This window comes from Pseudomonas sp. JV241A (genome assembly GCF_900275665.1).
GTDB lineage: Bacteria > Pseudomonadota > Gammaproteobacteria > Pseudomonadales > Pseudomonadaceae > Aquipseudomonas > Aquipseudomonas wadenswilerensis.
On record NZ_OPYO01000037.1, the window covers coordinates 64,717 to 84,615 of the forward strand.

Annotated in this window: 22 protein-coding genes and 2 riboswitches; of the genes, 5 read left to right on the top strand and 17 right to left on the bottom strand. The window is 65.9% G+C overall.

All coding sequences use genetic code 11. From position 1 onward, the window contains the following. Both cobN and cobW read right to left on the bottom strand, forming a co-directional pair. Positions 1–3,759: a cobaltochelatase subunit CobN gene (gene cobN, locus JV241A_RS25230; protein WP_134065025.1), complete on the bottom strand. Its 3,759-nt coding sequence runs from the start codon at positions 3,757–3,759 to the stop codon at positions 1–3. Positions 3,760–3,762: 3 nt separating this feature from the next. Further along, entirely contained in the window at positions 3,763–4,830 is a 1,068-nt protein-coding gene (gene cobW, locus JV241A_RS25235) for a cobalamin biosynthesis protein CobW (protein ID WP_115087114.1), read from the bottom strand. Positions 4,831–4,925: 95 nt separating this feature from the next. Beyond that, positions 4,926–5,125: riboswitch (cobalamin riboswitch) on the bottom strand. A gap of 60 nt (positions 5,126–5,185) precedes the next feature. Then, positions 5,186–5,413: riboswitch (cobalamin riboswitch) on the top strand. Positions 5,414–5,510: 97 nt separating this feature from the next. Between cobW and JV241A_RS25240 the strand changes: the two genes are divergently transcribed. The 5 genes from JV241A_RS25240 to JV241A_RS25260 are packed head-to-tail and all read left to right on the top strand — an operon-like array spanning position 5,511 to position 7,869. Next, complete coding sequence (locus JV241A_RS25240) at positions 5,511–5,696, top strand: CbtB domain-containing protein (protein ID WP_115086775.1); 186 nt, start codon at positions 5,511–5,513, stop codon at positions 5,694–5,696. An 11-nt stretch (positions 5,697–5,707) separates the two neighbouring features. Then, positions 5,708–6,400, top strand: coding sequence for a CbtA family protein (locus JV241A_RS25245; RefSeq protein WP_115086776.1), 693 nt, complete (start codon positions 5,708–5,710; stop codon positions 6,398–6,400). 4 nt (positions 6,401–6,404) lie between these two features. Beyond that, positions 6,405–6,803 carry a cobalamin biosynthesis protein gene (locus JV241A_RS25250; RefSeq protein WP_115086777.1) on the top strand — a complete coding sequence of 133 codons (399 nt, stop codon included), beginning with the start codon at positions 6,405–6,407 and terminating at the stop codon, positions 6,801–6,803. Between the two features lie 30 nt (positions 6,804–6,833). Beyond that, entirely contained in the window at positions 6,834–7,580 is a 747-nt protein-coding gene (gene cobM, locus JV241A_RS25255) for a precorrin-4 C(11)-methyltransferase (RefSeq protein ID WP_134065027.1), read from the top strand. Positions 7,581–7,623: 43 nt separating this feature from the next. After that, positions 7,624–7,869, top strand: a complete 246-nt coding sequence (locus JV241A_RS25260) for a DUF1272 domain-containing protein (RefSeq protein WP_134065029.1) — start codon at positions 7,624–7,626, stop codon at positions 7,867–7,869. Between the two features lie 110 nt (positions 7,870–7,979). Here the strand turns inward: JV241A_RS25260 and JV241A_RS25265 are convergent, their stop codons facing one another. The 15 genes from JV241A_RS25265 to JV241A_RS25335 form a co-directional block, all read right to left on the bottom strand. Further along, a complete protein-coding gene (locus JV241A_RS25265; RefSeq protein ID WP_115086780.1) occupies positions 7,980–8,822 on the bottom strand; it encodes a CsgG/HfaB family protein in 843 nt (280 codons plus the stop codon). 29 nt (positions 8,823–8,851) lie between these two features. Beyond that, positions 8,852–9,271: a curli assembly protein CsgF gene (locus tag JV241A_RS25270; protein ID WP_115086781.1), complete on the bottom strand. Its 420-nt coding sequence runs from the start codon at positions 9,269–9,271 to the stop codon at positions 8,852–8,854. Beyond that, entirely contained in the window at positions 9,268–9,663 is a 396-nt protein-coding gene (gene csgE / locus JV241A_RS25275) for a curli production assembly/transport protein CsgE (protein ID WP_115086782.1), read from the bottom strand. The genes JV241A_RS25270 and csgE overlap by 4 nt, the downstream gene beginning before the upstream one ends. Continuing rightward, positions 9,660–10,190 (bottom strand): type II secretion system protein, encoded by a 531-nt coding sequence (locus JV241A_RS25280; protein ID WP_115086783.1) that lies wholly within the window; start codon positions 10,188–10,190, stop codon positions 9,660–9,662. The genes csgE and JV241A_RS25280 overlap by 4 nt, the downstream gene beginning before the upstream one ends. After that, positions 10,165–10,539, bottom strand: coding sequence for a type II secretion system protein (locus JV241A_RS25285; protein WP_115087115.1), 375 nt, complete (start codon positions 10,537–10,539; stop codon positions 10,165–10,167). Before JV241A_RS25285 ends, JV241A_RS25280 begins: the two co-directional genes overlap by 26 nt. Before the next feature lie 5 nt (positions 10,540–10,544). Then, positions 10,545–11,021, bottom strand: coding sequence for a type II secretion system protein (locus JV241A_RS25290; protein WP_115086784.1), 477 nt, complete (start codon positions 11,019–11,021; stop codon positions 10,545–10,547). 3 nt (positions 11,022–11,024) lie between these two features. Further along, positions 11,025–12,848, bottom strand: a complete 1,824-nt coding sequence (locus JV241A_RS25295) for a secretin N-terminal domain-containing protein (RefSeq protein ID WP_134065031.1) — start codon at positions 12,846–12,848, stop codon at positions 11,025–11,027. Further along, positions 12,845–13,345 carry a hypothetical protein gene (locus JV241A_RS25300; protein WP_115086786.1) on the bottom strand — a complete coding sequence of 167 codons (501 nt, stop codon included), beginning with the start codon at positions 13,343–13,345 and terminating at the stop codon, positions 12,845–12,847. The genes JV241A_RS25295 and JV241A_RS25300 overlap by 4 nt, the downstream gene beginning before the upstream one ends. Further along, positions 13,345–13,893, bottom strand: a complete 549-nt coding sequence (pilO, locus tag JV241A_RS25305; RefSeq protein ID WP_134065033.1) for a type 4a pilus biogenesis protein PilO — start codon at positions 13,891–13,893, stop codon at positions 13,345–13,347. The genes JV241A_RS25300 and pilO overlap by 1 nt, the downstream gene beginning before the upstream one ends. After that, positions 13,880–14,422 carry a pilus assembly protein gene (locus JV241A_RS25310; RefSeq protein ID WP_134065035.1) on the bottom strand — a complete coding sequence of 181 codons (543 nt, stop codon included), beginning with the start codon at positions 14,420–14,422 and terminating at the stop codon, positions 13,880–13,882. The genes pilO and JV241A_RS25310 overlap by 14 nt, the downstream gene beginning before the upstream one ends. A 1-nt stretch (position 14,423) precedes the next feature. Beyond that, the gene (locus tag JV241A_RS25315; protein ID WP_134065037.1) at positions 14,424–15,251 is read right to left on the bottom strand and encodes a hypothetical protein; all 828 of its coding nucleotides are present in this window, start codon (positions 15,249–15,251) and stop codon (positions 14,424–14,426) included. Beyond that, positions 15,202–16,902, bottom strand: a complete 1,701-nt coding sequence (locus JV241A_RS25320) for a GspE/PulE family protein (RefSeq protein ID WP_115086790.1) — start codon at positions 16,900–16,902, stop codon at positions 15,202–15,204. Before JV241A_RS25320 ends, JV241A_RS25315 begins: the two co-directional genes overlap by 50 nt. Before the next feature lie 53 nt (positions 16,903–16,955). Further along, complete coding sequence (locus JV241A_RS25325; RefSeq protein WP_115086791.1) at positions 16,956–17,489, bottom strand: response regulator; 534 nt, start codon at positions 17,487–17,489, stop codon at positions 16,956–16,958. Between the two features lie 229 nt (positions 17,490–17,718). Then, positions 17,719–18,366: a SurA N-terminal domain-containing protein gene (locus JV241A_RS25330; protein ID WP_134065039.1), complete on the bottom strand. Its 648-nt coding sequence runs from the start codon at positions 18,364–18,366 to the stop codon at positions 17,719–17,721. Next, positions 18,363–19,898, bottom strand: a complete 1,536-nt coding sequence (locus JV241A_RS25335; protein WP_134065041.1) for an ABC transporter substrate-binding protein — start codon at positions 19,896–19,898, stop codon at positions 18,363–18,365. The genes JV241A_RS25330 and JV241A_RS25335 overlap by 4 nt, the downstream gene beginning before the upstream one ends. Between the last annotated feature and the right edge of the window lies 1 nt (position 19,899).

Below are 19,899 nucleotides of genomic sequence, written 5' to 3' on the forward strand. Positions count from 1 at the left end.
TCAATTCTCTTCTTCGCCGTCCAGCAGCTGTTCTTCCAGGGCTTCGCGGTACTCGCCGGGCTCCTGCCAGAGCCCGCGTTGCTGGGCTTCGAGCAGGCGCTCGGTGATGTCGCGCAGCGCCTCGGGGTTGTGCTGGCGGATAAAGTCGCGGGTCGGGCCATCGAGCACATAGGCGTCGGCCAGCGACTGGTAATGGTGGTCGTCGATCAGCTGCGTGGTGGCATCGAACGCGAACAGATTGTCGACGGTGGCAGCCAGTTCGAAGGCACCTTTATAGCCGTGGCGCTTGACCCCGTCGATCCACTTGGGGTTCAGCGCCCGGGCACGGATCACCCGGTTCAGCTCTTCTTTCAGCGTGCGGATGCGCGGCCGATCCGGCTGGCTATGATCGCCGTGGTAGCTGGCGACGCTGCTGCCGCCCAGGCTTTCCACGGCGGCGAGCATGCCGCCCTGGAACTGGTAGTAGTCGTTGGAATCGAGCAGATCGTGCTCGTGGTTGTCCTGGTTCTGCACCACCGCCTGCACCTGGCTCAGGCGCCGGGCAAAGTGGGCGCGCGCCGGCGTGCCGTCATCGGCAGCGCCGTAGGCATAGCCACCGTGGTTCAGGTAAACCTCGGCCAGGTCCTGGCGGTCATTCCACAGGCGCCCGTCGATGGCATTCTGCACGCCAGCGCCATAGGCGCCCGGCTTGGCCCCGAACACCCGCCAGCCGGCCTGACGGCCCGCCTGTTCGGCATCCACACCCTGGGCCAGCAATTCAGTACGTTCGCTACGGACCTTGGCCGCCAGGGGGTTGAGGTCATCCGGTTCATCCAGTGCCGCCACCGCTTGCACAGCAGCGTCGAACAGTTTGATCAGGTTGCCGAAGGCATCGCGGAAAAAACCCGAGACGCGCAAGGTGACGTCCACCCGCGGCCGGTCGAGCAGGCTCAAGGGCAGGATTTCGAAATCGTCGACCCGCTGGCTGCCGCTGGCCCACACCGGTCGCACACCGAGCAAGGCCATGGCCTGGGCGATATCGTCACCACCGGTGCGCATGGTCGCCGTACCCCACACCGACAGGCCCAGTTGGCGCAGGTGATCGCCATGATCCTGCAGATGACGCTCGAGGATCAGGTTGGCCGAGGCAAAGCCGATGCGCCAGGCGGTGGTGGTCGGCAGGTTGCGCACATCGACAGTATAGAAGTTGCGCCCGGTCGGCAGCACGTCCAGGCGCCCGCGGCTTGGCGCGCCACTCGGGCCAGCGGGCACGAAACGGCCGTCGAGGGCAGCGAGCAGGCCGTGCATTTCTGCCGGGCCGCAGCCGTCCAGTCGCGGTGCGACCTGCTGCTCCAGCGCCTCGAGAATGGCCTGCACTTGCGCCCATTCCGGGCCGCCGGCAAGCTGCACGGTGCCGTCGAGCGTCTGCTCGATCAACTGGCTGGCATACAGCTCCAGGCGCTCGCGGGTATCGCCCGCCGTGCGCCATGCCTCGTCCAATGTAGCCAGCAGTGAAGGCCTCGGGCCCTGCCAGGGTTGGCCAAGGTCGCAATCGAGCGGATCGAAGTCCAGGTTCAGCGCCCTGGCCAGGGCCCGCAACAAACTGCCGTTGGCCCCGCGCCCATCACCGCGCTCCACCCGCAACAGGGCCAGCAAGGTATCGGTGCGCAAACGCCCGGCAGGCGACTCGCCGAACACATGCAGGCCATCGCGGATCTGCGACTCCTTGAGGTCGCACAGGTAGGTGTCCAGGCGCGGCAGCCACACCGCGGCATCGTCCAGCGCACCTTCGATCTGCAGCTCGCGGTCGATATGGTTGTCGCGCACCAGCGCCAGGATGTCGCGCTGCAGCTCGCGGGCCCGGCGCGGGTCGAGCAACTGCGCCTCGTAGTACTCGTCGGCCAGCAGTTCCAGGTGACGCAAGGGCCCATAGGTTTCGGCGCGGGTCAGCGGCGGCATCAGGTGGTCGATGATCACCGCCTGGGTGCGGCGCTTGGCCTGGGCGCCCTCACCCGGGTCGTTGACGATAAACGGGTAGATGTTCGGCAGCGGCCCGAGCAAGGCGTCCGGCCAGCAGCTGTCGGACAAGCCAACGCCCTTGCCCGGCAGCCATTCCAGGTTGCCGTGCTTGCCGACATGGATCAGCGCATCGGCGGCAAAGCCGTGACGCAGCCAGAAGTAGAACGCCAGGTAAGCGTGCGGCGGCACCAGGTCGGGGTCATGGTAGACCGCGCTCTGGTCCAGCTGGTAACCACGGGCCGGCTGGATGCCGACGAAGGTCAGGCCGTAGCGCAGGCCGGCGATCATCATCCGCCCGCTGCGGAACATCGGGTCCTGGCTCGGCTCGCCCCAGCGTTCGCGCACGGCTATCTGGTTGGCCTCGGGCAAGGCGGCAAACGCCGCCAGGTAATCGTCCAGGGCCATGCTCTGCATGCACGGGCGCAGGTCGAGGCTGTCCAGGTCATTGCTGACGCCACCGAGCAAGGCCTGGATCAGCGCCGTACCGCTGGCGGGCAAGGGGGCCAGGGGATAGCCCTGCGCCTGCAAGGCGCGCAGGATATTCAGCGCCGCGGCCGGGGTGTCGAGCCCCACGCCATTGCCGATGCGGCCATCGCGGGTCGGGTAGTTGGCGAGGATCAGCGCCACACGCTTCTGTGCGTTGGGTAGCTGCGCCAGGTCACACCAGCGCCGCGCCAGCTCGGCGACAAAGTCCATGCGCTCGGGCTGGGCGCGGTAGCAGACCACGTCGGACTGGCTGCGCTCGCTGCGCCAGGCCAGGTCCTTGAAGCTGATCGGCCGGGTGATGATGCGCCCGTCCAGCTCCGGCAAGGCGATGTGCATGGCCAGGTCGCGGGCACCCAGGCCCTGCTCGCTGGCCTCCCAGGCCGGCTCGTTGTCCTGGGCGCAGATCGCCTGCAACACCGGGATATCGCGGCGAAACGGCCGCAGGTGCGGCTGCTCGGGGCTCGACTGGGCAAAGCCTGTGGTGTTGATGATCAGTGCAGCGTCGACCTGGTCCAGCCAGTCCTCGACCTGCTGCAGGCAACCGGCCTCCTTGAGGCTGGCCACGGCAATCGGCAAGGGGTTGAGCCCGGCCAGCTGCAAACGCTCGCAGAATGTATCGATGAAGGCGGTGTTGGCCGCCTGCAGGTGCGAGCGATAGAACAGGATCGGCACCACCGGCTGCTCGACCTGCCACTCGCCGAACCAGTCCTCCAGCGCCGCAGCCGCCTTGCGCGGGTGATACACCGCAGTGCGCGGCAGTTGTTGCGGCTCGCTCCAGGAGTAGGCGCAATTCAAGTACTGGCTGGCGAGGCAGTTGAACAGGTTCAGGGCATTGGCCTTGCCGCCCTGGCGCAGAAAGTGCCAGAGCCGTTCGGCCTGCTCGGCCGGCACCGTGCTGAGGCTGGTCAGCTCCGGGTCCGGACGGTCGTCGCCCGGCACCAGGATCAGTTGTACACCACGGGCGGCCAGCTCCAGCAGCTGTTCCACACCATAGCGCCAGTAGCCGACGCCACCGTGCAGCGACACCAGGATGACCTTGGCATGGCGCAGCACCTGGTCGACATACAGGTCGACCGAGGCGTGATTCTGTACCTGCATCGGGTTGGCCAGACGCAGGCTGGGGAAATCCTCGGGCAACTGCTGGGCGGTTTCGGCCAGCAGCGCCAGGTGCGAGTCACTGCTGCAGAGGATTACCAGCTCGGCCGGGGTCTGGCCGAGGTCGGCAATGCTGTCGTCCGGTACAAAACCACCGGGCTGGGTCCGCAGCAGGTGCATCGGTCAAGCGCCCAGGGCGGCGCGCAGGCTCGCTTCCAGTTGTGCCGCATCCAGTTCCTGGCCAATCAGCACCAGGCGCGTGGTGCGCGGCTCTTCGCTGCGCCAGGCGCGGTCGAAGTGTTTGTCGAAACGGGTGCCCACGCCCTGGATCAGCAGGCGCATCGGCTTGCCCGGGATAGCGGCAAAGCCCTTGACCCGCAGGATGCCGTGCTGCACGACCAACTGGGTCAGGGCATCGAGCAGCAGGCTTTCGTCGGCTTGCGGCAGCTCGATGGAGATCGAGTCGAAGGCGTCGTGATCATGGTCGTCGTGATCGTCACCGTCGTGGTGCGAATCGTGGTGGGTGCGGCGGCCATCGATATGTGCCTCGGATTCGGCGCCCAGGCCCAGCAGCACGTCCAGCGGCAGACGGCCGCTGCTGGCTTCGATCACCTTCACCGCCGGTGGCAGCTCTTCTACGACTTCGGCGCGCACCTTGGCCAGGTCGTCGGCAGCGATCAGGTCGGCCTTGTTCAGGACCACCAGGTCGGCGCTGGCCAACTGGTCGGCGAACAGCTCGTGCAGCGGCGATTCGTGGTCCAGGTTGGGGTCGAGCTTGCGTTGGGCATCGACCTGGTCCGGGTAGGCGGCAAAGGTGCCGGCGGCGACGGCCGGGCTGTCGACCACGGTGATCACCGCATCGACCGTGCAGGCGTTACGAATCTCTGGCCACTGGAAGGCTTGCACCAGGGGCTTGGGCAGGGCCAGGCCGCTGGTTTCGATGAGGATATGGTCGAGGTCGCCGCGACGGGCCACCAATTCGCGCATCACCGGGAAGAACTCTTCCTGCACGGTGCAGCACAGGCAGCCGTTGGCCAGCTCATAGACGCGGCCGTTGGCCTCTTCTTCGCTGCAACCGATGCTGCACTGCTTGAGGATTTCGCCGTCGATGCCCAGCTCGCCAAACTCGTTGACGATCACCGCGATGCGCCGCCCCTGGGCGTTGTCGAGCATATGCCGCAGCAGCGTGGTCTTGCCCGAGCCGAGGAAGCCGGTAACGATGGTGACGGGGAGTTTGGCCAGTGTTTTCATGTCGATGCCCTTGGCAGGATGGCGGGCATGCGGGACGAGCGCCAAAGGTGTCACGCACCTGGCCTGTTCGCCACCGGATCACCCCGCCCGGTTGAATGTCGGAAACTGTCCGAGGCAGGTCTCCTGGCTTGCATTGCACCGGCGCCAGGGCCAGTCGAACGACGCCTTCCCGCACGCGGTGCAGTGGCTGTGTCGAACGCTTCAATGCTTACAGTTGCGGGGGCAGCCGCGGCTTCAACCGCGTTCCCGTCTTAGCTTCGGCCAGCGCCGAAGAACCTCGAAGCGGCTAGGCTACGCAGTGCCCGGTGAGCGGTCAACTGCTGTCACGATTGACGCCTGCCCGCGCCCGTGATTTGCTAACGCCATTCGTTTGGGTGCCCCTTGAGGGTGAAACTGGGAAACCGGTGCGTCATACACTCCTTTATTAGGTGTACGACAAGTCCGGTGCTGCCCCCGCAACGGTAAGTGAGAAAAGCGTCAGAACCACTGTGCCCGCTGCCTGGCATGGGAAGGTGACGCCTGTGGTGTGGCCAGCTGCCAACCCTCACCAGCCCGGAGACCGGCCCGACGCTTGACCGAACAAACCCGCGGTGGGCGGGCGCTGTTACACCCCCTGGGCGATCCTCGTGCAGGGGTTGGCTGCGCTTGCCTGTTGCCGACAACACCAAGAGGAAAGCGCCATGCGTACCAGTACCGCCAGTAATGAAGCCGTTACCCCTTCAAGCCTCAGCCAGCGCCTGCTGGTTGCTGTCGGCGCCTCGCTGCTGGGCCTGTGCCTGGTCTACTTCGCCGGTTTCTCGCACATCGAAGCGGTGCATAACGCCGCCCACGATACCCGCCACAGCGCCGCCTTCCCTTGCCACTGAGTGCTGCCCCGATGATCAAGCGTATCGCCAGTACTGCAGGCTTTACCGGCCTGCTGGCCGCCCTGCTGCTGACCCTGCTGCAAAGCTTCTGGGTCGCGCCGCTGATTCTCCAGGCGGAAACCTATGAAAGCGCCGCGCCTGCGGTCGAGGCGCCCCATGAACATGCGGCCGGTACCGCCGAGCATCATCACGACAGCGAAGCCTGGTCGCCGGAAGACGGCTGGCAGCGGGTGCTGTCGACCACCGGCGGCAACCTGGTGGTGGCGGTCGGTTTCGCCCTGATCCTCGCCGCGCTCTACACCCTGCGCGCACCGAAGACCGTGATCAGCGGCGCGCTCTGGGGCCTGGGCGGCTTTGCCGTGTTCTGCCTGGCGCCGACCCTGGGCCTGCCCCCGGAGCTGCCGGGTACTGCTGCCGCCGACCTGGCCCAGCGCCAAGCCTGGTGGGTCGGCACGGCTGCCGCCACCGCCGTCGGTCTGGCCTTGATCGTGTTCGCCCACAACTGGCTGCTGAAGATAGTCGGTGCAGTGTTGCTGGTGGTGCCTCACGTGATTGGCGCGCCGCAGCCTGAAGTCCACCAGATGCTCGCCCCAGAAGCCCTGGAAGCCGAGTTCAAGGTCGCTTCGCTGCTGACCAACGCCGCGTTCTGGCTGGCCCTGGGCCTGATCAGTGCCTGGCTGTATCGCCGTTCGAGCCAGGCCTGAACGGATGCAGCTGTACCTCGGCCTGGGTTGCCGTCGCGGCTGCCCGGCCGACGCCCTGAGCGACCTGCTCACGCGTACCCTGCTCGCCCATGACCTGCCGCCCGGCGCGGTCATGGGCCTAGCCAGCATCGACCTCAAGCACGACGAACCCGGCCTGCATGAACTGGCCCGGTGCCTGGGCGTGCCGCTGCTGTTCTTCAGTGCGGCGCAACTGGCTGTTTTCGAACAACGCCTGAGCCATCGTTCTGCGGTGGCTTACCGGCACAGTGGCTGTTATGGCGTGGCCGAGAGCGCCGCCCTGGCCCTGGCCGAGCAGCTTGGCAGCCCGGCCCGCCTACTGGTACCCCGCACCCTGCAGGCCGACGCCAGCCTGGCATTGGCCTGCACCAGCGGTTTTCGCTGATAATCAGCACTTTCCCCGCAAGGACTCCCCATGACCGTCTATTTCATCGGCGCCGGCCCCGGCGATCCGGAGCTGATCACCGTCAAGGGCCAGCGCCTGATCCAGCGCTGCCCGGTGATCATCTACGCCGGCTCCCTGGTCCCGGCCGCAGTGCTGGAAGGTCACCGCGCCGAGACCCTGATCAACAGCGCCGAACTGCACCTGGCGCAGATCATCGAGGCGATCAAGCGCGCCCATGATCAGGGCCATGATGTGGCCCGGGTGCACAGCGGCGACCCCAGCCTGTATGGCGCCATCGGCGAGCAGATCCGCTACCTGCGCGAGCTGAGCATTCCCTACGAGATCGTCCCCGGCGTCACCGCCGTTGCAGCCAGCGCCGCCCTGCTCGGCTGCGAGCTGACCTTGCCGGACATCGCCCAGAGCGTGATCCTCACTCGCTACGCCGACAAATCACCGATGCCCGCTGGCGAGCAGTTGGCCGACCTTGCCCGCCACCAGACCACCCTGGCTGTGCACCTGGGGGTCAAGCACCTGGCAAAAATCGTCGAAGAACTGCGTCCGCACTATGGCGCTGACTGCCCGATTGCCGTGGTGCACCGGGCGACCTGGCCGGATCAGGACTGGGTGCTGGGGACCCTGGAGACGATTGTCGAGCTGGCCGCGGCCAAGGATTTTCGCCGTACCGCGCTGATTCTGGTGGGCCGGGTGCTGGGTAACGACACCTTCTCGGAGTCGGCGCTGTACCGCGCCGGGCATGCCCACCTGTACCGGCCCTGAGCGTATACACTGACGATTCCGATCCGCCTGCGAGGACCTGACCATGCTCGAACTGCGCCCGAACTGTGAATGCTGTGGCACTGATCTACCCGGCGAGAGCCCGGACGCGTTGATCTGCTCGTTTGAATGTACCTTTTGCCGCGACTGCAATGAGCGTCAGCTCAAGGGCCAGTGTCCCAATTGCGGCGGTGAGCTGGTCAAGCGCCCGGCGCGCTCGGTGGCCAAGCTGGTCAACAACCCGGCGTCGACCCAGCGGATCGTCAAGGAACAGGGCTGCCCCACCCATTGAGGTAAACCTGACTGGCAAGGCTTTGCCTTGCATCGCCGGCAAGGCCGGCTCCCACAATTGATCTGTGTACGCCGCCAAACCTGTGGGAGCTGGCTTGCCAGCGATGGGTTTCATGGGCTCTGGTACTGGCTCAGGTATTTATCCAGCACCGCCTTGTCCCCCGCACCATCCCCGGCCACCTGCCACAAGCGCCGTTCAATGCCCTGGGCCAGCAAGTGCCCGACCGCCGCCTCGATCGCCGACAGCACGCAGAGCTGCGCGGGCTCGTTGGTGGTGTAGCCGACCTCGGCTTCCAGCAGCTTCTTGAACTCGATGAACTTGAACACCCCGGCGCTGCGCCCGACCGAGTAGATGGTCTTGCTGGTCATGACGTTGGCCAGCACCTGGCCGCTGCGCACATCCACCGCCCGCAGGTTGACCGAGACCTGGTCGACCCGGTACTCACGCGACAGGTCGATGCCCAGGTAACGTGCGCCCTCGCCGCCGCTGCGCACGTTGGTGTCGTAGGCGATGATACCGCCTTCGAGCATCAGGTTGGCCGCCTGCAGGGGCGGCAGTTCACCCAGGATATTCACCGGCGTATCGGGCTTTTTCTGCGAGGCGCGAATGATCTTGCGTTCGGTCAGCAGGTTCTGCAGCCCTTCGCGTTCGAGCACCACGAACCAGCCGCTGGCCTGCAGGGCATCCATCAGCATGCTCGCCGCCCCCTGGGTGACGCTGGTGGAAAACGAACTGGCCGGGGTCGGCTTGTATTGCCCGGTCTGGTCGCGAAAGCCATACACCACTGCCATCAGCCGGCCCTTGGGCCGCGGCATGTTGAGCAGGTCGTAGTAGGTCGAGGCCCGCGGCGTCAGGGTCGGGCTTTCGCTGTCCTGTTCGGCCGGCATCGGTTCGCGCAGGCTGCAGCCTTGCAAGGCGGCCAGGATCAGCAGTGTGCTCAGAAATCGTTTCATGGCTGTTTCTCCCCGTTGTCCTGTGCCCTTCAAGGGTTCAGGCCGTTGACCTGAATTTCCGAAATCTCACCGGTCACCCGATCGGTCACCTGAATGCTCAGGGCCCCCGAGTCGTCGATGACGTTGATGATGAAAGCGTCGGTCTGCAGGCTGCCGGTGTTGCCGTTGTTGATGTTGGTCAGCAGCTGCGACAGCAGGCGCGACTCCAGCTGGCTGGTGAAGCGCTCCAGCGCCGAGGTGCTGGCGAACGCCGAGGCGCGGTCCTTGATGGCCGGGTCTTCATGATCGTTCTGCGCCTGGGCGTTGTTGAGCAGCCAGGTGCCGTTCAGCGGGTTGCCGCCAAACGCCGGGTTGACCGGGGTGTAGACCAGTTCGGTGGCACTGGCCTGGCTGGCGAGGGCCGCCAGCAATACCAGGGAGGCCAGGCTGCAGGTTTTGTTGTTGTTCATAACTCATCCCTCTCCAGATCAGTGGTGTCCTGCAGCAGCATCTGCAGCTTGCGCTGGATAATCTGCGCCTTGACCAGGTCCGCAGCCTCATAGGCGGCGTCCTTGAGCTCAGTTGTGTTGGGTGGCAGAAAACGCCGGTACACCACCCGTTGCTCGTACTCGACCGTCACCAGGCTGCCCCAGCGCGGATCGGGCCGTTCGCGTACCACCAGGTTGAAATCCAGGCGGCTGGTGGCACGCAGCCGCTCGGCGAAGCTGTAATAGAAGTCGTGGCCGATGTGCGAAATGGTGTTGTCGACGATAAAGCCCATCATCTCGTCCTCGGCGCCGCCCCTGGCGCTGCCGGCCAGCAGCACCAGGGCCAGGGCCAAGGCACTCAGGCGGCGGTTCATTGCCCGGCTCCCTGGGCCAGGCCCTTGCGTGCGCCGGCGGCGGTCTCGGCAAAGGCCTTCTCGGCAACGAACTGCCAGTCGCTGTAGTGCTCCAGGCCCTCGAACTCCGACCACTGGGCGGCAAAGCCGGTTTGCTTGAGCGGCATGGCCTGTGAGCGGCTGTAGACGCCGGTGATGCGCCCGTCGATCGAACGCAGCAGGCCCCAGTCGTCGCTGACGGTGATCGGGTCCAGGTACAGCCTGCGCAAGTGCCGCTTGGGCTCGGGATAGCGGGCATCTTCCAGCAGTTCCTCAAGGCTCTGCGGGTACTGGGCCAGGCCCGGGGAACTGCGAAAGTAGCTGCGCAGGGCCTGGGCATACTGGCCGCCGACCCATAGCAGCTCGCGTTCGCGCTCGCGCTGGGCGACGGTCGACCACAGCGTGCCGGTGGCCGCCAGGGCCATGCCGGTGACGGCGATCAGCAGCAGCACGCCCAGGTAGGTGAAGCCTGCCTGCCCGGCATTACCACTCGGCATAAAGGCTGCCATCACGGGCCCTCCCGGTTGAACCGCTCTTGATGTCGGCGACGGAACCGGCAACGCCTTCGGGCGGCGCCACCACCTGCCAGAGGTCGCGGCGTTCGGTGATCGGGTCCAGCGGTGCGCTGCGCAGGTAGCGTTGCTCCACCAACTGTTCAAGCGACTCGGGGTAGCGGCCGGAGTCGCCGTAGTAGTGGTCCAGCGCCTCGCGCATCACCGCCAGGCTCTGGCGCAGGGTGGTCTCGCGCGAGGTTTCGAGGCTGTTGAAGTAGCGCGGCATGGCGATGGTCATCAGGGTGGCGATGATCGCCATCACCACCAGCAACTCGATCAAGGTAAAGCCCTGGCTGCGTTTCATCATGCTCACCACTGCCCGTAGGCGATGCCGTTGAGGCCCTTGCCACGGGCCCTGGAATACACGTCGAAAACATCCTGGCCGTCGCGCGGGTTCTGCGCCGAGCTGTCGTAGGCGCGTAGCCCCCAGCCGCCCTGCTCATCGTCCTTGCGCGCTGCTACCAGCGGGTCCTGGGGAATCCGGCGCAGGAAGTAGAACTTCGCACCTTTGGCGCTACGCACATCGCGCACGCCATCGACCAGTACCTGCAGGTTCGGCGGATAGCCGCTGGCATCGAGGGATTTCTCGATGTAGCCGGCGTCGAAGGCACGCTTGTAGGCATCGATGGCATCGCGCAGCTGGTACAGCGCAGTGCGCAGCGCCTGCTCCTTGTTGCGCCGCACCAGAGTCTCGGTCAGCGGCGCGGCAATCGAGGCCAGCAACCCGAGCAGCGCCAGGGTCAGCATCACTTCGATCAGGCTGAAACCTGCCATCGGCCGTTTCATGATTCAGGGCCTCACCGCGCCAGGTACCGCCACCAGCGTCTGTTCGTCCTCCACCTCGACGCTGCGGTTGAGGTTGCGGATCTGCATGCTGGTTTCGGTACCGGTGGCAAATTCCATGTCCGACGGGCTCTGGTACGGCAGGTTGCGGATGATTCGCGGGGTGATCGACAGCACCAGCTCCGACTGGCTGTTGTCGCTGCGGTTGCTGCCGAACAGCCGGCCCAGGCCGGGAATGTCGCCAAGGCCGGGGATCTTGTTGCCGCTGGCGCCCTGGTCGTTACGCACCAGGCCCGCCAGTACCTGGGTTTCGCCGTCGTGCAGGCGCAGGCTGGTCTGGGCGTTGCGGGTGTCGACCTGGACCGGGATGGTGCCCTGGCGGGTCGGCTCCAGCGGCTTGGCGTTGCTGACTTCCAGGGCCACCTTGATCGCCACTTCGTTGTTCAGGTGCACCACCGGGGTCACTTCGAGCTTGAGGCCGACATCCAGGTAGGTGACGCTTTCGGTGATCACCGGGCCCTGGGTCGAGGGCACCGAGGTGGCACTGATGATCGGTACCCGCTGGCCGATGTGGATGCGCGCCTGCTCGCGGTTGCTGACGCGGATCACCGGGCTTGCCAGGGTGTTGATGTCGTTGTCCTGGGCGTTGATCTTGGCTTGCGGTGCCGGCGCGATGCTGATGCGCGAGGAGTTGATGCCGCGCAGTTGGTCGAGAATGCCCACCGGGTTGCCGTCGGCGTTGAGCAAGCCGAAGGTGTTGGGCCATTGCAGGCCGAGCTCGAGGATCCGCGAGCGGGCCACTTCCATCACCTGCACTTCCAGCACCACTTCCGGGTTGGACTGATCCTGGGACTGCAACAGTTTCTCGGCCATGCGCACGGCATCGGGGGTGTCGCGCATGGTCAGGGTATTGAGGCGCTCGTCGACGAATACGTCGCGGGTCTTGAGCATGGTCTTGACCAGGTTCAGTGCAGTGTTGGAATCGATGCTGGTCAGGTAGAAGGTACGCATCACCAGTTCCTGGTAATCCTTGGTCTTCTGTGGCGAGTCCGGGTAGATCAGCAGGGTGTTGTCGTTCACCACCTTCTGGTGCAACTGGTTCTGCTCCAGCAGCAGGGCCACGGCGTCTTCGATACGCACGTCACGGACGAAGATGGTTGCCTTCATGTCCGGGCGCAGGTCCTTGTCGAAGATGAAGTTCAGCCCCGCCACCTGCGACAGCACCTCGAAGATGGTCTTCAGGTTGGCGTCGCGAAACTCCAGGGTCACCGGCCGTTCGAGCTTGCTGCGCAGTTGCGGGTTGGGCTGGGCGGTGCGGCTTTGCACCAGCTCGATGTCCTTGCGCAGGGCCAGGCCGCCTTCGTTCTGCGGGTCGAGCAGCAGCACTTCGCGCATGTGCCGCTCGGCGCCGAACAGATCGCCCCCACGCAGCGCCGCCTGGCCCAGGGCGATGCGCTCGCCAAGGTTGCGCATCTGTTCGATCTGGCGTACCGCATCCAGGGCCCGGCGGTTGTTCGGCTCCAGCGTCAGCACCCGGCCGTAGCCGCTGCGCGCACCGCCGAAATCATGGCGGCTGCGGTCGCTGTCGGCCTGGGTCAGCAGCGCTTCGATTGCCTGGCGCCGGCCCTGGATCAGGGCGATGTTCAGCTCGGTGTCGCGCGGGTGTTGCTTGAGCGCTTCTTCGAGCTGAGCGATCCCGGCCTCATATTGCCCTTCACCGATCAGGGCCTGGGCGTCCTTGCGCACACCGGCGGTGCCGCAACCGGCCAGGGCGACACACAGGGCAAGCATCAGGTACGGCGCTTTGTGGCTGAGCCTTGGCAAATTCATGGTGCGCTCCCTACAGACAAAGTCTGGGACAGGTGCAACGGCAGGTAGACCAGGCTCAGCTCCGTGGCGGAGATCTGCTCGATCCGGTAGGTGTCATCGATCACGTCGCCGCGACGCACGACATAGAGTTTTTCGCCGCTTTGCAGGAACACCTGCTGATCGTCGCGATCATCCAGGCGGCCAACGAACTGGAATGGCAGGGCTGGCACGGCAGGCGCCAAGGCCACCGGGGCCATGGCGACGGGTTGCTCGGTGACCGTGGTCATCTGCACCGCCGGCTTCCAGCTTTTGCTCGGGAACAGGTCGCGAGGCTTGAGGGCTGCGGGTTTGGCGTCTTTCTGCGCCAGCGCTGTCTCGGTTGCTACGGCCTTGCTGGTAACGACAATACCTGCCTCGCCGTCTTCAGCCGCCTCTTCGAAGAAGTACCCTGGCCCCCAGGCCAGCACCGCGGCGGTGCCGAGAAAAACCAGCCAGGCCAGGCTGCGTTGAGTGTTCATCATGACCTCGACAGGTAAAGGGTCATACGCAGGCGCCCGGTCAATTCGCGGTCGCCGATCTTCTTGCGTTGCAAGTCGATGTCTTCCAGCACCAGCGCCGGCAGCTGGCCGAGCAAGGCATGCACGTAGCGGCGGATCTGCGGGTAGCTGCCGCGCACCGGCAGGAGGATCTGGTAACGCGCCAGCTGGGTCTTGGGGTCGACACCCAGGGCGTACTCGCCGCGGGCCAGGGTGATCTGCTCGGCCTTGGCCAGGGCGTAGATGCGGTCGATGGCCACGGTGGCGTGGGGCTGGGCCGGCAGCTGCTTGTGGAAATCTTCCAGCTCGTGCTGTGGCACCTGCGGCAGCTTCCGCGTGCCCTGCTTGAACTGCGCGACCTGCGCCAGGGCCTGATCGCGTTGTTGCTCCAGCTGTTGCAGCTGTTGCCATTGCGCCAGCAGCACGGTGACGCCGTACAGCAGCGCCAGGACCAGCAGCCCGGCACCGGCCAGGCCGACTACACCGAGCTGGCGGGCGCGTTCATGAAGGATCAGGCTAGGGATGCGCATTGCCGTTCTCCCAGGTGGCCGACAGGTTGAACTGCACCGGATGCTCGGCCTGCTTGGCGATGATTTCGTGGTTGAGCAGCGACACATCGCGCAGCTCGGCACTGGCTTCCAGGCGCTTGTGGAAGGCCAGCATGGCTTCCAGGTCGCGGGCCTCGGCGCTGATGCGCAACTGGCCCTTGCGCGCGTCGGGGGTCAGGGTGAGCAAGGCGATGTCGTCTTGCGGCAGACCTTCGAGCATGCCGAACAGCCGCTCCCAAGGCCGTTGCAGTTGCTGCGAGACGCTACGCATCTGCGCCAGTTTCTCGGCCTGCTCGCGGCTTTGCGCGGCATTGAGCGGTTGCCCGGCCTGCGGACGTTTACCCAGTTGGCGGTCGAGCTGTTCGAGGTGCTGCTCAAGGTCGGCCTGTTGTTGATCGAGGCCGTGCTGCAGTAGCACGGCGCCGAGCAGCAGGCTCAGCCCGGCAGCCAACAGCACCCAGGCAGGCAGACCGGTACGGGCGGGCTGCAAATCCAGCATCAGGCGGCGCATCTCAGGCCACCGCCCGGGACATGCTGCACAGCACGTCGCGTACCGCTAACGGGGTGGGCGCCAGCTCGCACAGCTGCACACCCTGCAGCGCTGGCGGTTGTTCCAGGCGACCGGGCGCATGCAGGTACACCGGCAACTGCCCGTGGCCCTGGTGCAGCTCGGCCTGGCGGGCAATCAAGGCGTGCAGGGCCTGGTCGCTGTCAGCACAGCCCTGGGCGCTGACCTGTTGCCAGGCGCCGTTCTGTGCCAGCAGGCAGACACTGCGTTGCGGCTCGGCCAGGACGAAGAGAAAGTCGCCCTGCCCCAGTTGATCGGCAAAGTGGTTATAGGCCGCCATCAGGTAAGGCCGTGCCGAGCGCAGGCGCAGCCCCAGGCTGCGGCACAGGGCATCGAGCTGATCGAGCAAGGCCTGCGGCGTAGCGCTGGCGATGCGCGGGCAACCGGCGGCTTCGGGCGAGACGACGATGCGCCAGCCTTCCAGGCTCTGCCCGTAATGCGCCTCGAAGCAGGCGCGGGCGTACTGTTGGAGCTCGTCCGGACGGCTGATGGCGGCGCTCCAGGGCACCAGGCAGAAGCGGCTGTACTGGGCCGAGAGCAACACTTGCAACTGTGCGCCTTTGCACGGTTGTTCAGCCAGCAGGTGCTGCAGCGACTCCAGGGCAACCGCCCAGGCCTGGCTGCGTTCGGCGCTAAAGTCCAGGCTGCCGAGCCACTGTTGCCGGGTGCCCTGGCGTTGGCCCAAGCCCACACCCTGGGCGCCGAGCACGGCGATAAAGCGATCAGGCGATAAAAGTGACACGATTGATCTCCTCCAGGGTGGTCCGGCCATCACGCACCAGTTCCAGCGCCGAGCTGCGCAGCAGGCGCAGGCCGCGTTGACAGGCCAGGGTCTTGATCTGGGCCAGGGGCTTGCGCTCGACGATCATCTGGCGCAGGTCGTCGTCCAGGTGCAGCAGCTCGGCAATCGCCGTGCGCCCGCGGTAACCGCTGCCCCGGCACTGGCCGCAGCCGCTGCCGTGAACGAAGCGGTAATGGCCGACCTGGCCGGGCTCCAGGCCCGAGGCGCCGAGTTCGTCATCCGTGGGTTGCTGAGGGGCGGCGCAGTGCGGGCAGACCAGGCGAATCAGGCGCTGGGCCAGCACCGCGTTGAGCGCCGAGACGAAGCTGTAGGGGTCGACCTGCATCTGGCTGAAGCGGCCGATCACATCGAAGACGTTGTTGGCATGGATGGTGGTGAACACCAGGTGCCCGGTGAGCGCCGACTGCACGGCGATCTGCGCGGTGTCCGGGTCGCGGATCTCACCGACCATGATCTTGTCCGGGTCGTGGCGCAGGATCGAGCGCAGCCCGCGGGCGAAGGTCAGGCCCTTCTTCTCGTTGACCGGGATCTGCAGCACCCCCGGCAACTGGTATTCGACCGGGTCTTCGATGGTGATGATCTTGTCCACGCCATGGTTGATCTCGCTGATCATGGCGTAGAGGGTGGTGGTCTTGCCGCTGCCGGTGGGGCCGGTGACCAGGATCATGCCGTAGGGTTCGCTGGCCAGGCGGCGCAGGCTGCGCAGGGTCTGCTCTTCAAAGCCCAGAGCCTGCAGTTGCACGCCGCTGACGCGGTCGGCCAGGTCCTGTTTGTCGAGCACCCGCAGCACCGCGTCTTCACCGAAGATGCTCGGCATGATCGAGACCCGGAAGTCGATCTGCCGGGCGCTGATGCCGATCTTGAAGCGGCCGTCCTGGGGCACGCGTTTTTCGCCGATGTCCAGCTCGGCCATGACCTTGATCCGCGAGATCACCTGATCGGCGAACTCACTGCCGCTGACCTTGCTGATGCTGTTGAGCACGCCATCGATGCGGTACTTGATCACCAGGCCGCTGCCGGTCACGCCCAGGTGGATGTCGCTGGCGTGCATCTTCAGGGCGTCGTACAGGGTCGAGTTGACCAGCTTGACCACCCGGCTCTGGTCTTCGCTGATGCTGGCCAACGACAGGCTCTGCAGGCTGTCGAGCTCGTTGACCGTTTCGTTTTCGGTGTCCAGTGAATCGACGGCGTGAAAGCTTTCTTCGTGGCGGGCGAGAAAGCCCTTGAGTTCGGCGGCTTGCACCAGGTATAGCGGCGCACCTTGCAGGCACTCGTCGATCCAGGCCAGGCGGGCGTTGTCGAAGGGGTCGGCGAACACTCCGAGGGTCATGCCGGCATGTTGCAGGAGGATGAATTCGCGTTTCAGGCACTGCGCCAGGCTGACCCGTTCGAACAAGGGCATGGCGGCAAACAGCGACGGGCCATCGAGCACCGGGTAATGCAGGGTGGCGCCCAGGCACTGGACGAAATCGGCAGGTTCAAGACCGCTGAGTGCTTGCAGGGTATCGAGCAGGCGCTCGCCGCTGAGTTCGGCACTGGCCCTGGCCTGGGCCAGCAACGCGCGGCCAAGGGGCGCCGGGGTGCTGGCAACAACGGAAGGAACGAGCGACAACGGTTCCATGGCTTGCTCTCCAACGCGGGGCGCGGAGAGCCTGGTTCAGCCCTGCTCGCGCGTCATTCCCCGGTGAGCAGCTGGTCGTCGTCGGGCCCCGGCGGCCGTGCGCCATTACGTCGGCGATCGGCCAGGACCCAGCTACCGTCGAACAGCTGCAGGGGGAAACTCTCACTCCTGCTTTGGCGTCGTTCGACGAACCCTGTGTCCGTGTCGGCTACGCGTCGGTTTTCTCGCTTGATGCCCATCAGGTCGAGGACTGCGCGGGCCAGTTCCGCCAGGGGAAACGGCTTGAACAGGATATGACTGACACCCAGTTGGCCGGCCCGCTCACGGACCTCGGCGGTCGGGTGGGCGGTGATCAGCACGAAATGACAATCCCTGCGTTTGCGCACAGCGTCCAGAACCTGAAAACCCTCCATATCGGGCAAGCGATAATCCAGCACGATCACGTCAGGGGTGGTGCGCTCGGCCAGGCCGATGGCACTTGCTCCGTCGTGGGCAACATGGACGTTCAGGCCTTGGGCTTCCAGGTACGCCTGGATATTGCCGGCAAGGGTCTGTTCGTCATCGACTACCAATACTGTGTTCACCAAGGTCCACTCCCTGAAGCATTGCTGGCCCGGTTTCCCGACCCGGCAGAAGTGCGGCCTTGTAGAGGCTTACGCATGCTTCGTGCCAGGCGTGATACCGCGCAAATCGCTGTGCTATGTCGTTGATTCTGTAAGCATAGACGCAAACGGGCGCTAGCCCCTTCCCCAATCCCGGGGGGTAGATGGCGTTTTGCCCCTTGGCCTGCCCCAACATTGGGGGGCGGCCTGGCGCTCAGTCAATACGCTGCAGTTGGCCGCTCTCGCGCAGGCGTTGCAACAACGCCTGACGCGCCTGCGCCTGCAGCTGATCGATAAGAAGGGTTTTAGCCAGTGCAAGTCCCTGCTCGCGTTGGACAGGGCCTTGCTGGCTTTGGTTCTGCGCGCCGGCAAAGGTTTTGCCATTGGCCGCATAGAAGGCCAGGACCTGAGCCTGGCTGGGCTCTGGCACGCGGCTGGCGGCAAGGAACACCTGCTGCGCCGCCAGCTCCTGACGGGTATAGGCGGCAAAGCTCTGTACATCGAAGCCGGCTTCGGCCAGGCGCCGTTCGAACACTTCATTTGAGCCGAAGGCCTGGCGCAGGTGGCCGATACGCGCCTGGACTTCGTCATTGCTGACCGTCACGCCCTGGCGCTGGGCTTCCTGCCACAGCAGCTCGCGGTCGATCAGGTCGTTCAGCGCCTGTTCGCGCAGGCGCTTGTACACGCTGGGGTTGCGGATGCTGGTCAGCGCCCTGCCCTGGTCTTGCAGGTATTCGGCAAAATAGCGCTCCAGGCGCAACTGGCTGATTACCACGCCGTTGACCCGCGCCGCGGGCGGAGCGTCTGCGGCGTGCAGCGAAAGGGCCAACAGGCACAGCAGCAACGGCATCAGGCGGTTCATGGCGACCTCGTCTCAAGGACACTCTGGTAGGCGGCGACCGGGTAGAACACCGGGCCGGGCATTTCAACCGTTACCACATGGGCCCCGTTAAGGCCCTGGCGCCGGCCCGGGCCAAAACCCAGGGCCGGGGTCAGGCCGGTCTGCACGTCGTGCAGGCCTTCCAAAGCCTGGGTGAGTTTCTCGCGGCTGGCATCGCGCCCGGCGCGCTTGAGCGCTTCTTCCAGCAGTTGCATGGCGCACCAGGTGCTGACCTGCAACAAGCCCTGGCGGCCATCCAGGCCCTGGCGCTGGCGCATGGCGGTGAGCGCCGCGCGGCCTTGCGCTGTCCAGTCGCCGGGAATAAACGGATAGGCGAGAAACACGCGCCGCGACCAGGCTGGCGGCACCAGCAGCAGCTCACTGGCGACCTGGTTTGAAGACGCGAACAGGTAAGGCGTGCGCCCCGCCTGTTGCAGGGCTTCGGTCAACCGGCTGAAGCCCGAAGCCTTGCCCAGGTAAAACAGCGCCTGCGCCGCCGGTGCCTGCTGCTCGAATGGCTCGGCGCTGACGTTGCGCCAGCCACGCTCAAGCAATGCCTGACGCAGGTTGGCCGCCAGGGCGGCAAAACTTGCGTCGGCATATACGATGTTGACCTCGGCCCCCTGCAACGACAGGCTGCCCTGGGCGTAGTCGGCCAGGCTCAGCAGTTGTTCGCGCAAACCGGGCAACGGGTCGAACACCTGGCGGCTGCTGGCCAACTGCGGCGCTGCGCCGATCAAGGGCAGGCGCGCCTGTTCCAGGCGGGAGACCAGCGTGGCCTCCAGCCCCGGCGCCATGGGCGCGATCAAAGCAAACACCCGCTCCTGCCCGATCAGTTGCCCCAGCGCCTGCTCGGCACTGGCCTGATCGGGGCCGGGATCGAGGTTGATCAACTGCAAGGCGCGACCATGAATACCGCCCTGGCGGTTGATCTGGGCGATGCGGTCATTCAATACCGCCGCCACCACCCGCGCCGGCTCCGCCAGGGCGCCGCGGGTCGGCAGCAAGGTGCCCAGGCGCAGGGTCTGCTCCTCAAGCCCCGGGTCGCGGTCATCGGCCAGGCGCTTGAGGTAGGCGCTGAGGTTGCGCTGGTCGGCCATGCTCAGGACGAAGCGCGGCATCGCCGGGTCGAGGCGGTTACCGGCAGGGTCGCGGCCCTCCTGGATGGCCCGGGCAAGGCTGGCCTGGGAATAGGCCGGATAGCTGCGCCCGTTGGCCTGCCGCGCGCCCTGCCCGCCGGCCAGGCGCTGCCAGTTCAGCGACGGCGGGCGTACCCCGCCCTCGGCCCGGCCGAGGCCATCGTTGCCGTGACAACTGGCACAGGGCACGACACTAGCCGGCACCCGCATGTCGGCGGCGCCGACCCGTGCCGAGACCTGGGCATCGCTGCTCGACAGGCCTTCGCGGTACAGGCGCTTGCCGGCCTGCTCCTGCGGGTTGAGAGCGAGGGCGCTGGCCAGCGGGCTGACCAGCAGCACGCTCAACAGCAGACCGATGCGCAGGCGCGCGGACATG